The 13,992-nt window shown below is 70.9% G+C and carries 13 protein-coding genes; all 13 read right to left on the minus strand.

The features are described from left to right. Positions 1-57: 57 nt before the first annotated feature. Complete coding sequence (locus HLA95_RS04220; protein ID WP_223861672.1) at positions 58-990, minus strand: hydroxymethylglutaryl-CoA lyase; 933 nt, start codon at positions 988-990, stop codon at positions 58-60. Next, positions 987-2,909 carry an acetyl/propionyl/methylcrotonyl-CoA carboxylase subunit alpha gene (locus HLA95_RS04225; RefSeq protein ID WP_222182550.1) on the minus strand — a complete coding sequence of 641 codons (1,923 nt, stop codon included), beginning with the start codon at positions 2,907-2,909 and terminating at the stop codon, positions 987-989. Before HLA95_RS04225 ends, HLA95_RS04220 begins: the two co-directional genes overlap by 4 nt. Next, positions 2,906-3,691: an enoyl-CoA hydratase-related protein gene (locus tag HLA95_RS04230; RefSeq protein WP_222182552.1), complete on the minus strand. Its 786-nt coding sequence runs from the start codon at positions 3,689-3,691 to the stop codon at positions 2,906-2,908. Before HLA95_RS04230 ends, HLA95_RS04225 begins: the two co-directional genes overlap by 4 nt. A gap of 4 nt (positions 3,692-3,695) precedes the next feature. After that, positions 3,696-5,300, minus strand: coding sequence for a carboxyl transferase domain-containing protein (locus tag HLA95_RS04235; RefSeq protein WP_222182554.1), 1,605 nt, complete (start codon positions 5,298-5,300; stop codon positions 3,696-3,698). Continuing rightward, positions 5,297-5,482, minus strand: a complete 186-nt coding sequence (locus HLA95_RS04240) for a hypothetical protein (RefSeq protein ID WP_191062127.1) — start codon at positions 5,480-5,482, stop codon at positions 5,297-5,299. The genes HLA95_RS04235 and HLA95_RS04240 overlap by 4 nt, the downstream gene beginning before the upstream one ends. Further along, a complete protein-coding gene (locus HLA95_RS04245) occupies positions 5,475-5,780 on the minus strand; it encodes a FitA-like ribbon-helix-helix domain-containing protein (RefSeq protein WP_191062128.1) in 306 nt (101 codons plus the stop codon). The genes HLA95_RS04240 and HLA95_RS04245 overlap by 8 nt, the downstream gene beginning before the upstream one ends. 48 nt (positions 5,781-5,828) lie before the next feature. Continuing rightward, a complete protein-coding gene (locus tag HLA95_RS04250) occupies positions 5,829-6,431 on the minus strand; it encodes a 2-hydroxychromene-2-carboxylate isomerase (protein ID WP_222182556.1) in 603 nt (200 codons plus the stop codon). Beyond that, on the minus strand, positions 6,431-7,582 hold the full coding sequence (locus HLA95_RS04255) for an acyl-CoA dehydrogenase family protein (RefSeq protein WP_191061711.1): 1,152 nt from the start codon (positions 7,580-7,582) through the stop codon (positions 6,431-6,433). Before HLA95_RS04255 ends, HLA95_RS04250 begins: the two co-directional genes overlap by 1 nt. A 23-nt stretch (positions 7,583-7,605) precedes the next feature. Beyond that, complete coding sequence (gene mgtE / locus HLA95_RS04260; protein WP_222182558.1) at positions 7,606-8,982, minus strand: magnesium transporter; 1,377 nt, start codon at positions 8,980-8,982, stop codon at positions 7,606-7,608. Beyond that, positions 8,979-11,261, minus strand: coding sequence for an NADP-dependent malic enzyme (locus tag HLA95_RS04265; protein ID WP_191061627.1), 2,283 nt, complete (start codon positions 11,259-11,261; stop codon positions 8,979-8,981). Before HLA95_RS04265 ends, mgtE begins: the two co-directional genes overlap by 4 nt. Positions 11,262-11,341: 80 nt before the next feature. Continuing rightward, positions 11,342-12,037, minus strand: coding sequence for a nickel pincer cofactor biosynthesis protein LarB (larB, locus tag HLA95_RS04270; protein WP_222182560.1), 696 nt, complete (start codon positions 12,035-12,037; stop codon positions 11,342-11,344). Positions 12,038-12,096: 59 nt separating this feature from the next. Next, positions 12,097-12,843: a carbonic anhydrase gene (locus HLA95_RS04275; RefSeq protein ID WP_191061847.1), complete on the minus strand. Its 747-nt coding sequence runs from the start codon at positions 12,841-12,843 to the stop codon at positions 12,097-12,099. Positions 12,844-12,883: 40 nt separating this feature from the next. Beyond that, a complete protein-coding gene (locus HLA95_RS04280) occupies positions 12,884-13,834 on the minus strand; it encodes a transcriptional regulator GcvA (RefSeq protein WP_222182562.1) in 951 nt (316 codons plus the stop codon). Positions 13,835-13,992: the final 158 nt, after the last annotated feature.

Consider the following 13,992-nt stretch of genomic DNA (forward strand, 5'->3'; position numbering starts at 1 on the left):
GCAGGTTCCGCAGCGATTGGACGCCAGTCGGGGCCTGTGCACAATGGCGGCCCGGTGTCAGGCGGCCCTGGCGTTGCGGCGACGATGGCCGGCGGCCGCGCGGCTGCTGCCCTCGCGGCCGAGCAGGGCCGTGACCGTTTCCCCTACCGCCACCAGCCGGTCGAACTCGACGCCGTGGCGCACGCCCAGCCCTTCCAGCAGATAGACCAGGTCCTCGGTCGCGAGGTTGCCGGCGGCACCCGGGGCGAACGGGCAGCCGCCCAGGCCCGCTACGCTGCTGTCCACCGTCCGCACGCCGAGTTCCAGGGCGATCAGCACGTTGGCGAGGGCCTGGCCCATCGTGTCGTGGGCGTGGATCGCGAGGCGGTCGATCCCGACACTGGCAGCACAGGCCCGGACCACCTCGGCGATCCGGGCGGGCGTGCCGATGCCGATCGTGTCGCCCAGCGAGATCTCCCCGCAGCCCATGCCGGCCAGCGCCTCGGCGATCTCGACCACGCGGGCGACCGGCACCTCGCCCTCGAACGGGCAGCCGGCCACGCAGGACAGGTAGCCGCGCAGGCCCAGGCCCGCACCCTTGGCCTTGGCGGCGACCTCGTCGATCCGGGCGAGCGTCGCCTCGATCCCCGCCCCGCCATTGCGCTGCGAGAAGGTCTCGCTGGCCGCGGCGAACACTGCCACCTCGCGGGCACCGGCATCGATCGCGGTGCGCAGGCCGCGCCGGTTCGGCACCAGGACCGGCAGCCGCACGTCCTCCAGGTCGCGCAGCCCTTCCAGCACCGCATCGCTGCCGGCCATGGCGGGGACCAGGTCGAAGCGGACGAAGGCGCCGGCCTCGATCGTGGAGAGGCCCGCACCGGCCAGGCCGCGGATCATGGCGATGCGCTGCTCGACGCCCAGCAGGCGAGTTTCGTTCTGCAGCCCGTCGCGCGGGCCGACCTCGACGATCCGGACCTCCGGCGGCACGCCTGCCAGCGGGTCGAGGCTCACGGCGCCAGCTCCACCAGGATCTGCCCGGACACCACCCGGTCGCCCTCGGCGACCGCCACCTGGGCCACCCGGCCGGCGCAGGGGGCCAGGAGCCGGTGCTCCATCTTCATGGCGTCCAGCACCGCCAGCAGCTGGCCCTTCTCGACTTCCATCCCGACCTCGGCTCGCACCTGCACCACCCGGCCCGGCAGGGGGGCACGGACCACCGACTCGTCGATCGTTTCCGACGTCGCGCCGGCATTGTCCTCAAGGCGCAGCCGCACGCCTCGTTCCACCAGCACCACGCTCTCGGGTTCGTTTCGTATTTTCATGCGGCGGCGATAACCGTCCGCCTCGATCGCGACCTCGCCGGGCAGATCCGTCCAGGATAGCCGGAACCGCCGGATCGTGTCACCGGTCTGCACCTCGACGTCGTCCCGCAGGTGCCGGACCCGGACCGTGCCGGCCCGGAAGCGCACCGTTTCCTCGGCCACGAGGTTCAGGCGCCAGGGCGCGCCTTGGAACCAGGGGTCGGCAGCACCGTGCTGCCTGGCGGTTACCCGGGCTGCCGCGGCGATGGCCAGTTCCTCCGCCGTGGGCTCCGGGTCGCGCTCCAGATCCGGCAGGACCCGCTCCAGCCAGCGTGTGTCGATCCGCTGCGCCTGGAAGTCGGGGTGGCGCAGGATGGCGTCCAGCAGCGGGATGTTGGTGACGATGCCGCCGATGCCCACCGAGCCGAGCGCGGCGGTGGCCCTGGCCAGCGCATCGGTGCGGTCCCGGCCGTGCACGACCAGCTTGGCGAGCAGGCTGTCGAACTCGGCGCCGACCGTCATGCCCAGGGCGAGGCCATGGTCGACCCGCGCATCGGCCGGCAGCTCCAGCCGGCTGACCCGGCCGGTGGTCGGGCGCAGATCGTGGGCGGGGTCCTCGGCGCAGATGCGCAGCTCCACGGCATGGCCGACAGCCGGCGGGGGCCAGTCGGCGGGGAGCGGTTCGCCGCTGGCGATGCGCAGCTGCCAGGCGACCAGGTCCAGGCCGGTGACCAGCTCGGTGACCGGGTGCTCCACCTGCAGGCGGGTGTTGACCTCGATCAGATGCCAGGAGCCCGTGGGGTCCAGGAGGAACTCGACGGTGGCAGCACCGGCATAGTCGGTGGCCGCGACCAGGCGGACGGCGGCCTCGCCCAGGGCCGTGCGCGTCGCCTCGTCCAGGAAGCTGGCCGGGGCTTCCTCGATCACCTTCTGGTGCCGGCGCTGCAGGGTGCAGTCGCGCTCGCCCAGGGAGACCACGCTTCCGTGCCGGTCGGCCAGGACCTGGACCTCGACATGGCGCGGCCGCTCGACCAGCCGCTCCAGGATCAGCGTGCCATCGCCGAATGCGGCCGCGGCTTCGGCCCGGGCAGAAGCCAGCAGCTCCGTCAGCTCACCGGCCTCCCGCACCACCCGCATCCCGCGCCCGCCGCCGCCGGCCGCGGCCTTGACCAGCAGGGGGAAGCCGACCCGCTCTGCCGCCTCGGCCAGGCGGGTCTGGTCGGCGCCGTCGTCACCCGGCACGACCGGGATGCCCAGGGAGGCGGCGAGGCTGCGGGCGGCGGCCTTGGAGCCGAGTTTCGCCATGGCAACGGCCGAGGGGCCGACGAAGGTCAGGCCAGCCGTGGCGACGGCTTCGGCGAAGGCCGGGCTCTCGGACAGGAAGCCGTAGCCGGGGTGGATCGCGTCGGCGCCGCTGCGGCGGGCGGCGGCGAGCAGCCGGTCGATCGAGAGATAGGTGTCGGCAGCACTCTCGCCGCCGAGGTCGATCGCCTCGTCGGCCAGGGCCACGTGGCGGGCGTCGCGGTCGGGCGTGCCGAACACCGCCACCGTGCGAATCCCCATGGCGGTGGCCGTCCGGAAGATCCGGCAGGCGATCTCGCCCCGGTTGGCGACCAGCAGCTTCCTCATCCGCCGGGTGTCCAGGAGGGGGGGCGCTTGGCGAAGAAGGCCTCGATGCCCTGGCGCGCCTCGGCGGTGGCGCGGCGGGCGGCGATTGCCTGGACGGTGGCGCCGGCCAGCAGGCTGCCGCCCTGGGGGCTGGCCGCGACCAGGCCCACCACCCGCTTGGCCTCGGCGATCGCACCGGGAGCACCCTGGAGGAGTTCGGCGACAAGCTCGGCGGCACGGGCCTGTAGCCGGTCGGGCGGGACGACCTCGTGGACGATGCCGAGCTCGCGTGCTGCAGCCGCATCGAACCGCTCGGCGGTGAGGAACCAGCGCCGGGCCTGGCGGGGGCCCATGGCCCGCAGGACGAACGGCGCCACGATCGCCGGCACCAGGCCCAGGCGCACCTCGGTCAGGCCGAACCTCGTGCCCTCGGCGGCAAGGGCGATGTCGGCGGCGCAGACCAGGCCCAGCGCCCCGGCCATGGCGGCGCCATGGGCCAGGCAGATCGTCGCCTGGGGCAGCTGGTCGAAGGCCACCAGCATCTCGCACAGCCGGGTGGCGTCGGCCTGGTTCTCCTCGGGCGAGAAGGCGGCGGCACGGCGCATCCAGTCGAGGTCGGCGCCGCTGCAAAAAGCCGGGCCTTCGCCTTGCAGCACCACCACCCTGGCGGAATCGTCGAAGGCCAGCTCGGCGAAGCGCTCGTGCAGTGCCGCGATCAGCGCCTCGTCCAGGGCGTTGCGCCGCTCCGTTCGGTCGAGGGTCAGGGTGACGACCGGGCCGTCACGTTCGCAGCGCAGCGTCATGGGCCTACATCCGGAACACGCCGAACCTGGTCTCGGGGACCGGTGCGGCCAGGGTGGCGGCGAGGGACAGGGCCAGGACAAGGCGGGTGTCGGCGGGGTCGATGATGCCGTCGTCCCAGAGCCTCGCGGTGGCATGGTAGGGGTCGCCCTGCCGGGTGTACTGGGCGCGGATCGGCGCCTCGAATTCGGCCTGCTCCTCCGCGGTCCAGCTGCCGCCCTTGGCCTCGATGGCGTCGCGGCGCACGGTGGACAGCACGGTGGCCGCCTGCTCGCCGCCCATCACCGAGATTCGCGCGTTCGGCCAGGCCCAGAGGAAGCGCGGGTCGTAGGCCCGGCCGGCCATGGCGTAGTTGCCGGCGCCGAAGCTGCCGCCGACCATGAGGGTGATCTTCGGCACCTCGGCGCAGGCCACGGCATGCACCAGCTTCGCCCCCTCCTTCGCAATGCCGCCCTCCTCGTAGCTGCGCCCGACCATGAAGCCGGAGATGTTCTGGACGAACAGGAGCGGGAGGCGGCGCCGGCAGCACAGCTCGATGAAATGGGCGCCCTTGGCGGCACTCTCCGCGAACAGGATGCCGTCATTGGCGAGGATGCCGACCGGCATGCCCCACAGATGGGCGAAGCCCGTCACCAGGGTCGGGCCGAAGCGCGGCTTGAACTCGTCCAGCCGCGAGCCGTCCAGGATGCGCGCCAGCAGCTCCCGGACCGGCCAGGGCTCGCGCACGTCCTCCGGGATCAGGCCGTACAGCTCGTCCGCCGGGTAGAGCGGCGGCTCCGGCACGGCCGCGGGTGACGGCGGTGGTGGCGGGGCCAGGGCCGCCACCGCGGCGCGGGCGAGGTCCAGCGCATGGAGGTCGTTGTCGGCCAGCTGGTCGGCCACGCCGGAAACACGGGTGTGCATCTCGGCCCCGCCCAGTTCCTCAGCACTCACCACCTCGCCGGTGGCGGCCTTCACCAAAGGCGGGCCGCCCAGGAAGATGGTGCCCTGGTTGCGGACGATCACGGCGAGGTCGGCCATGGCCGGGACATAGGCGCCGCCCGCGGTGCAGGAGCCCATCACCACCGCGATCTGCGGGATGTTTTCCGCGGACATGCGGGCCTGGTGGTAGAAGATCCGGCCGAAATGCTCGCGGTCGGGAAAGACCTCGTCCTGGGCGGGCAGGAACGCGCCGCCGCTGTCGACCAGATAGACGCAGGGCAGCCGGTTCTCCCGTGCGATCCGCTGGGCACGCAGGTGCTTCTTCACGGTGAGCGGGTAGTAGGTGCCGCCCTTCACCGTGGCGTCGTTGGCCACCACCATGCAGATGCGGCCCTCGATCCGGCCGATCCCGGCGACCAGCCCGGCCGACGGGACGGGATCGTCGTAGACGTCCCGCGCTGCGAGCTGGCCGATCTCCAGGAAGGCCGAGCCCGGGTCGAGCAGCCGGTCGATCCGCTCGCGGACGAACAGCTTGCCGCGGGATTCGTGGCGGGCACGGGCGGCTCGGCCACCGCCTGCTGCCGCCTCGGCCGCACGGGCGCGCAGGGTAGCGCCCAGGACCTGGTTGTGCCGGGTGCGGGCCTGGAAGGTGGGGGAGTGCGGGTCGAGGGTGGAGCGGAGGATGGTCACGGGGCCAGTTCCGCCAGCGCCTCGACCTGGCCGGCATGATGCGAAGTGGCGAACATTCGGCTGAAGCGTGGATCAGCATGCAGCCGACAGTGATGCCCGAGCCCTTGCGCTGCTTCGCTATCCTCTTCCGGATGGACCGAGTTGAACGCGATACTCGTTTTGACGACCAGGCGGTCAATCACGATAGCCGCCCGCAAGCCATGCCGTGCGCTCATCCCTCATCTGGCGAATGAGCTCTGCGCTGTCCGGCAAGACCCGCTCGCCCCACAACTCCCGGCGCACGGCACGCAGCCGCTCGACCCAGGCTTCCGCCTTTTCGGCATCGACCTTCTCGCGGCCGGGCTCGTCGGCGGGTGCGTCCCTGGCGGCGCTTAGAAGGATCTCTCGCAGCTCCTGCTCGAGGGAGCGGCCCGCCGCCTGCGCACGTCGCTGCAGCGCCGCCACCACCTCCGGCTCCAGCTGATCGATCGTGACCTGCATCGCCCGTCTCCCCGTGCCTCTCCCTTATACGAAGCGATGGGCCAGGGGCTACCAGCCGCCGGTGGCCAGCCAGCGCTCGACCTGGTCCAGGCGGTCGGCGCCCCAGAAGGGTTCGCCGTCGACGATGACGAAGGGCGAGCCGAACACGCCGGCACCGATCGCCCGGTCGGTCTCGTCCTTGAGGCGCTGCTTGACGCCGGGATCGGCCAGGGTCGCGCGAAGCTCGTCGGCGCTGATCCCGAACGTGCCGGCGACCTCCAGCACCTGGTCGACGGTCGACATATCGCGGCCCTCGCCCCAGTGCGCCTGGAACAGAGCCTGGGCGAAGCCGCGGGCGATGTCCTGATCGGAGTCGAACAGCCACCAATAGGTCCTGGAGGCCGCCAGCGAGTTCATCGGCACGGTGGGCGGCATGACCAGTGGCGCGTCCATCAGCCGGGCGCTGCGCGGCACGTCGTGGAAGAAATAGGGGCCGCGCAAGGGTGCCTGGGCATTGGGCACCGAGCCGGACGCCTTGAACGCCGCACCCAGCATGATCGGCCGCCACACGACCTCACGCTCATAGGCGGCGGCGATGGAGTCGATCCGCAAGGAGGCCAGATAGCCGTACGGGCTCGCGAACTCGAAGAAGAAGTCGATCGGTGCTTTCATCAGCCATCCAGCCCGGTCAGGCAGCGGCCGATCAGCCAGCGGCGGATCTCCGAGGTGCCGGCGCCAATCTCGTAGAGCTTGGCATCCCGCAGCAGGCGCTCGGCCGGGTAGTCACGTGTATAGCCGTTTCCGCCCAGGATCTGGATGCCGTCCAGTGCCGCAGCGGTGGCCGCTTCCGCAGCGAACATCAGGCAGCCGGCGGCATCCTCGCGGCTGGTCCTTCCGGCATCGGCAGCGCGGGCCACCGCATAGACCAGGGCGCGGGATGCCTGCAGCCGGGTGTAGAGGTCGGCGAGCTTGCCCTGGATCAGCTGGAAGGCGCCGATCGGCTGGCCGAACTGCTTGCGGCTGCGGGCATAGTCCAGCGCCAGGTCATAGGCCGCCTGATGGATGCCGAGCGGCCCGCCCGCCAGCACGATCCGCTCATAGTCCAGGCCGGACATCAGCACGCGCACGCCGCGGTCGACCTCGCCCAGCACCTGTTCGTCCGGGACGAAGGCATCCTCGAAATGCAAAGGTGCGGTGGGCGAGCCGCGCATGCCGAGCTTGTCCAGCTTGGCGCCGACGCTGAAGCGGTCCGTGTCGCGAGTGACGATGAAGGCGGTGATGCCCTTGGGACCGGGCCCGGGCGACGTCCGGGCATAGACGATCAGCACGTCGGCCTCGGGCGCGTTGGTGATCCACATCTTCTGCCCGGTCAGGCGGAAGCCGCCCTCCACCCGCTCGGCGCGCGTGCGCATCGCCACCACGTCGGAGCCCGCATCCGGCTCGGACATGGCGAGCGCACCCACTTGGCTGCCGTCGATCAGGCCCGGCAGGAACCTTGCCTTCTGCTTGGGCGTGCCGTTCAGGCGAAGCTGGTTCACGCAGAGATTGGCATGGGCGCCGTAGGACAGGCCCAGCGACGCGCTGGCATGGGAAATCTCCTCCATGGCGACGACATGGGCGAGATAGCCGAGACCGGTACCGCCTTCGGTTTCCGGCACGGTCATCCCGAGCAGGCCCAGCCTGCCCAGCTCCGGCCAGAGTTCCCGCGGGAAGCGGTCGTCGCGGTCGATGGATGCTGCCAGCGGCTCGATCCGTTCCTTCGCGAAGCGCCGGACCAGGTCGCGCAGCGCCTGGATCTCCTCGGGCAGGGCATGATCGAGCATCGGCGACCTCCGGGTGAACTCCTTCAGAGGAGCAGGATGGTGGCAAGGCCGAGAAAGGTCAGGAAGCCTACCACGTCGGTGGTGGTGGTGACGAAGGCGGTGGAGGCGATGGCCGGGTCCAGCTTCAGCCGGTTCAGGCCGATCGGGATGGCGGCACCGACCACGCCCGCCACCACCAGGTTCAGGAACATGGCGATGCCGAACACCAGGGCGAGCTCGCCCTGCCAGAACCACAAAAAGGCGGTCGCCACGGCGATGACGAAGAAGGCGCTGCCGTTCAACAGCCCGACCAGACCCTCCTTCGCGAGCAGCCGCCAGGCCTCGCGCCGGCCAAGGCCGCCGACTGCCAGCGCCCGCACCGTCACGGTCAGCGCCTGGGTCGCGGCATTGCCGCCCATGCTCGCCACCATCGGCATGAGCACGGCCAGCGCCGTGAGCTTGTCGATCGACTCCTCGAAGCGGCCGATCACCATGGAGGCGATCAGCGCGGTCACGATGTTGATGGCGAGCCAGGGCAGCCGGTTCAGCGTGGTGCGCCAGGCACCGGCATAGCGGTCGCTGTCGATCACGCCGCCCAGTCGGAGCAGGTCGTCCTCGGCCTCCTCCTCGACCACCTCCAGGATGTCGTCGAGCGTGACCACGCCCATGAGCCGGCCGGCCGCGTCCACCACCGGTGCCGAGTTCAGCCCGTGGCGGCGGAAGATCCGGGCGACCTCCTCCTGGTCGGTGATCGCCTCGATCAGCACCTGCTCCTTCAGGCGCAAGGAGCGCATGGTGACGTCGCGCCGCGAGCGCAGCACCTCGGCGACATGGACCTGCCCCACCGGCCGCATCTTCGGGTCGACGATGAGGATGTCCCAGAATTCCTCGGGCAGGCTCTCGCCATGGTCGCGGCAGTAGTCGATGGTCTGACCGACCGTCCAGAAGTCCGGGACCACGACATTGTCGCGCTTGACCAGGCGCGCCGCGGTGTACTCGGGATAGGACAAAGCCTGCTCGACCTGGGCGCGTTCGGCCGGGCCCATCTCCAGGAGGATCGCGGTGCGGTCCTCCTCGGCCAGATCCTCGATGATCTCGACGGCGTCGTCGGATTCCAACTCGGACAGGGCCGCGGCCGCGGCTTTCGGCCCCAGCGCGTCCACCACCTCGTCGCGGACGTCGCCGTCCAGCCAGTTGAGGGTCTCGGGCTCCAGCACCTCGGCACCGAGCGCCACCGCCTGGCGGCGCTCGTCGTAGCTCAGCGCATGGAGCAGGGCCGCCTGGTCGGCCGGGTGCAGCGGCGCCAGCCATTCCAGCACGGCCTCCCGGTCGGCCCGGCCGACCGCATTGGCCAGCCCGGCCACCGCCGCCTCGTCGATGCCCTCGCTCTGGGAGGCGCGGGCCTCCTCGGCACCGCTCATCCGGCCTCGCCCTGGCGGAGCGCGATGGCCTCGGCGCAGGCGATCGCCGCCATGTTGGTGATGCCCCGGGCAGTCACCGACGGGGTGACCACATGGGCCGGCAGGCGCGGCCCCAGCACGATCGGCCCGATCGAGACGCAGCCGGTGACCGCCTTCACCAGGTTGTAGGCGATGTGCGCGGCATCCAGGCCCGGCATGATCAGGAGGTTGGCCTCGCCGGTAAGGGTCGAATCCGGCAGGATCTTGTCGCGCAGGCTCGGGATCAGGGCGCTGTCCGCATGCATCTCGCCGTCGATCTCCAGGCCCGGCGCGCGGGCCCGGATCGCCGTCAGCGCGTCGTGCATGATCCTGACCTGAGGCGATTCCCGGCTGCCGAAATTGCTGTGGCTGATCAGCGCCACCTTGGGCTCGATGCCGAAGCGCTTGACCGCCTGGCTGGCCGCCAGCGTGGTCTCGACGATCTTCTCGACCGTCGGCGCGTCGCTCACATAGGTGTCGGCCAGGAACAGCACGCCCCGGTCCAGGACCAGGCCGTGGACGGTGGATGCCTCGCGGATGTCCGGGCGCATCCCGATCACGTCCTGGATGTCGCGCAGATGGTCGATGAACCGGCCGACCGGGCCGGCGATCATCGCGTCCGCCTCGCCGCGCGCCACCATGATCGCGGCGATCACGGTGGGTTCGGTGCGCACCACCTCGCGGGCGAGTTCCGGGGTGACGCCGCGCCGGCCCATCTGGTCGCGGTAGAAGGCGACATAGTCGTTGTAGCGCGGGTCGGAGTACGGGTTGACCAGGTCGAAGTCGCGGTCCTGGACGAGCCGCAGGCCGTAGCGCTCGATCCGGGCCTGCACCACGTCCGGCCGACCGATCAGGATCGGCCGGGCCATCTTGTCCTCGACCACCACCTGCACCGCGCGCAGGATCCGCTCCTCCTCGCCATGGGTGAAGGCCAGGCGCTGCAGGCTGGCCTTCGCCCGGTTGATCTGCGGGCGCATGATCAGGCCGGACTTGTAGACCTTCTGGTCGAGGCTCGCCCGGTAGACGGCCAGGTCCTCGATCGGCCGGCTCGCCACCCCGGTCTCCATCGCCGCCTTGGCGACCGCCACCGGCAGCTCCACCACCAGGCGCGGGTCGAAGGGCTTGGGGATCAGGTACTCCGGGCCGAACGACAGGTACTCGGTCTGGTAGGCCAGGTGCACCATCTCCGGGGTGGTGGTGCGCACCAGGTCGGCCAGGGCCCGCACGCAGGCGAGCGCCATCTCGGTGTTGATGGTGGTGGCACCCACGTCGAGGGCGCCACGGAAGATGTAGGGGAAGCAGAGGACGTTGTTGACCTGGTTGGGATGGTCGCTCCGCCCCGTCGCCACGATCGCGTCCGGCCGGGTCGCCTTGGCCAGCTCGTAGGGGATCTCGGGGTTGGGATTGGCCAGGGCCAGGACGATCGGCCGGTCCGCCATGGCCGCCAGCATCTCGGGCTTGAGCACGTTGGCGGCGCTCACCCCTAGGAAGATGTCGGCGCCGACGATGATGTCGCCCAGCGTGCGGGCCGCGGTCGGCCGCGCCCACTTGGCCTTCCACGGGTCCATCAGCTCGTTGCGGCCCTCATGGACCACGCCCGCGATGTCGGTGACCGTGATGTTCTCGGGCCGCACGCCCATCGCCACCAGGAGATCCAGGCAGGCCAGGGCCGCCGCCCCTGCCCCGCTGCAGACCAGCCGGACCTCCTCGATGCGCTTGCCGACCAGGACCAGGCCATTGGCGATCGCGGCTGCCACGATGATCGCGGTGCCGTGCTGGTCGTCATGGAATACCGGGATGCGCATGCGCTCGCGCAGGTTGCGCTCGATCAGAAAGCACTCCGGCGCCTTGATGTCCTCCAGGTTGATGGCGCCGAAGGTGGGCTCCAGGGCCGCGACAATGTCGCAGAGCTTTTCCGGGTCGTGCTCGTCCAGCTCGATGTCGAAGGCGTCGATGCCGGCGAACTTCTTGAACAGGACCGCCTTGCCCTCCATCACCGGCTTGGACGCCAGCGCCCCGATCGAGCCCAGGCCCAGCACCGCGGTGCCGTTGGTGACCACCGCCACGAGATTGCCGCGCGAGGTGAGCCTGGCCGCCTCCTGCGGGTCCGCCGCGATCGCCTCGCAGGCGGCAGCCACGCCCGGGCTGTAGGCCAGGGACAGGTCGCGCTGGGTGGAGAGCGGCTTGGTCGCACGAACCTCTAGTTTCCCGGCCACGGGCCGCGCATGGTAGTCCAAGGCGTCGTCACGCAGCTGGCTCATTCCGATCTCCCGAGCACGGTCCGAACTGGGAAAGAACCGCTTGGACCGGCAGGCGCAAGTGCAAAGGCGCCGCGATCGGCTCAGTGCGCGGTGGCCCGGACGCCGCGGAGCGGATGGGCGCGGTCGGCGAGGTTGAGCAGCTTCACCGCGGCACAGGCGGCACCGAAGCCGTTGTCGATGTTCACGACGGTGATGCCGGGGGCGCAGCTCGACAGGGCTGACTGGAGCGCCACGCGGCCGCCCTGCCCCACGCCCAGCCCCACCGAGGTCGGCACCGCGATCACCGGCACGTCGACCAGCCCGCCCAGCACGGTGAACAGGGCGCCCTCCATGCCGGCGAAGGCCAGGATCACGTCGAAGCCGCGCAGCTCGTCGATCCGCCGGAGCAGCCGGTGCAGCCCGGCCACGCCGACATCGACCACGTGGTGCGCAGCACGGCCATGGAAGGCCAGGGTCCGCTCGGCCTCGCGCAGGACCGGCAGATCGGAGCTGCCGGCGGCCACCAGGGCCACCCGGGCCGGGCCGGCCGGAGCGGAGCCGCCCAGCATGGCGGTGCGCGAGACCGGGTCGTAGTCGAGCTCGGCGCGCAGGTCGGCGGGCAGCCGGCCGAACCGCTCCGGCCCCAGCCGGGTCAGGAACAGGCGGTGCCGTGCCTCCTGCGCCTGGCGCAGGATCGCGCGGATCTGCTCGTCGGACTTGGGCGCACACAGGACCGCCTCGGCCACGCCGGTGCGCTCCTCCCTCACCCAGTCGATCTCGAACTCGTCGTCAGCCATGCGCCAAGGCGCTTACACGAGCCACAGGCAAAAGCCATCCGCTCAAATGCGCCGGCCGCTCAGGCCCCAGGAAACGGCGCCATGCCGGCATCTGCCACGGCGCGGGCCACGAAGCCCTCCAGCGAGAGCGGGGCGGCACGGCCGGTCGCGGTCACGTCGACCCGGTGGTCGATCGGCCGGATCGTGTCGGTGAGCGGCACGAAGCGCTGGTGCAGCGGGTCGAAGGCCATGGGCCGGCCTTCCGCCAGGTTGAACCACCAGCCGTGCAGGGTGAGCTCGCCCCGGACCACGCGCTGCTCGATCCAGGGGAAGGTCAGCAGGTTGCGCAGGCTGCCGAGCACGGCGGCCTGCTCCAGGAGCAGGAGCTGGGCCTTGGGCTCCAGGCCGCTGCCGGCGACGATCCGGCGGGCATCGTCCATCACGCCCACCCAGGGCGCCATGAACTCCAGCCCGACCGTGCCCTCGGCCAGCGCCCGGATGCCGCCGCAGGCCTGGTGGCCCAGCACCAGGATATGCTTCACGCACAGGCGGCGGACGCCGAACTCGATCGCGGCGGAGGCGGCGTGCGGCCGCTCGTCCGGCCCGTAGGGCGGCACGATCGCCGCGACGTTGCGCAGGATGAACAGTTCGCCCGGCTTGCAGGAAGTGACCACGCCCGGGTCGACCCGGCTGTCGGCGCAGCCGATCACCATCACTTCCGGCTTCTGGCCATCCTCCAGGAGCCGGGAGAACAGATGCGGGTCATCGATCCCTTCGGACCGGAACCGCTCGAATCCATTGATCAACTTCTGCAGCGGATGGACCATCAGCCCTGCCTTGCGCTTCGGAATGAACGGCCAGGCCGCTTCAGGCCGAAGCGGCCACCCGGGCCGGATGCGGGCCGCCTTCCGTTTCGCGGGTATGGCTGAGCAGCCAGGTGCGGAACGCGGCGACCTTGGCGAGCTTGGCCTTGCGCGCCGGGCAGACGAGGAAATAGGCGAAGCGCAACGGCTGCTCCAGATCGAACAGCCGCACCAGCCGCCCGGCCTCCAGATCGTGCTCGGCCAGCCGGACCTTGGCCAAGGCCACGCCGCGCCCGGCCATCGCCGCTTCCAGCACCAGGGCCGACTGGTCGAAGCGCGGGCCGCGCTTGCCGTCCGCATCGCGCACGCCCGCCGCCTTCAGCCACATCGGCCAGTCCGGGCAGCTCGCATCCCGCTCCGGGCCGTCGTCGTGCAGGAGCGGCACGCCCGCCAGATCCTGCGGCTCGCGGATGCCCGCCTGCTCGATCAGTGCCGGTGCCGCCACCGGCACGATCGATTCGGACAGGAGGTGGTCGGTCTCCAGGCCCGAGTAGTTGCCAGCCCCGTAGCGGATCGCGCAGTCGACATCCTCGCTGGCGAAGTCGACCATCTGGTTGGAGGCGGAGATCCGGACGTCGATGTCGGGATGCTGCTCCTGGAAGTCCTCCAGCCGGCCCATCAGCCACTTGGCGGCAAAGGAGGGGGCCACCGACACGGTGAGCACCCCGCCCTTTTGCAGGAGCTCGATCTCGTCCAGCGCCTCGGAGAGCTTCTGGAAGCCTTCGGCCAAGCCGGGCAGGCAGGCCTGGCCCTCGTCGGTGAGCAGGAGGGATCGGGCGGTGCGGCGGAACAGGAGGCAGCCCAGATGGTCTTCCAGCTGCTTGATCTGCTGGCTCACCGCCGCGGGCGTGACGAACAGCTCCTCGGCGGCACGGCTGATGCTCAGATGCTTGGCCGCCACCACGAAGCAGCGGAGGGCGTTGAGCGGCGGCAGGCGATGGATAGGACGCGGCATGGGGGCTCGCAGGAAATTTTCTGGCGGATGGATCGACAAGCCAGGCCGTTCCGTCAACCAGAAACATCGGTTCCCGCCGCGTAGTTTTTACACATATAACGTAGAGTATGTGTGCAATGTAGCCATGACGCAGGCGCACCCGCCCAGGAGTTCCGGGC

It is taken from the genome of Geminicoccus harenae (genome assembly GCF_019800005.1).
In the GTDB taxonomy this organism is placed as follows: Bacteria; Pseudomonadota; Alphaproteobacteria; order Geminicoccales; family Geminicoccaceae; genus Geminicoccus; species Geminicoccus harenae.

What these genes read in the sequence shown, in the direction of transcription:
- HLA95_RS04275 (WP_191061847.1), bottom strand. Translation starts at nt 12,843, where the DNA reads ATGGTCCATCCGCTGCAGAAGTTGATCAATGGATTCGAGCGGTTCCGG.
- HLA95_RS04245 (WP_191062128.1), bottom strand. Translation starts at nt 5,780, where the DNA reads ATGCAGGTCACGATCGATCAGCTGGAGCCGGAGGTGGTGGCGGCGCTG.
- larB (WP_222182560.1), bottom strand. Translation starts at nt 12,037, where the DNA reads ATGGCTGACGACGAGTTCGAGATCGACTGGGTGAGGGAGGAGCGCACC.
- HLA95_RS04255 (WP_191061711.1), bottom strand. Translation starts at nt 7,582, where the DNA reads ATGCTCGATCATGCCCTGCCCGAGGAGATCCAGGCGCTGCGCGACCTG.
- mgtE (WP_222182558.1), bottom strand. Translation starts at nt 8,982, where the DNA reads ATGAGCGGTGCCGAGGAGGCCCGCGCCTCCCAGAGCGAGGGCATCGAC.
- HLA95_RS04265 (WP_191061627.1), bottom strand. Translation starts at nt 11,261, where the DNA reads ATGAGCCAGCTGCGTGACGACGCCTTGGACTACCATGCGCGGCCCGTG.
- HLA95_RS04225 (WP_222182550.1), bottom strand. Translation starts at nt 2,909, where the DNA reads ATGAGGAAGCTGCTGGTCGCCAACCGGGGCGAGATCGCCTGCCGGATC.
- HLA95_RS04280 (WP_222182562.1), bottom strand. Translation starts at nt 13,834, where the DNA reads ATGCCGCGTCCTATCCATCGCCTGCCGCCGCTCAACGCCCTCCGCTGC.
- HLA95_RS04230 (WP_222182552.1), bottom strand. Translation starts at nt 3,691, where the DNA reads ATGACGCTGCGCTGCGAACGTGACGGCCCGGTCGTCACCCTGACCCTC.
- HLA95_RS04250 (WP_222182556.1), bottom strand. Translation starts at nt 6,431, where the DNA reads ATGAAAGCACCGATCGACTTCTTCTTCGAGTTCGCGAGCCCGTACGGC.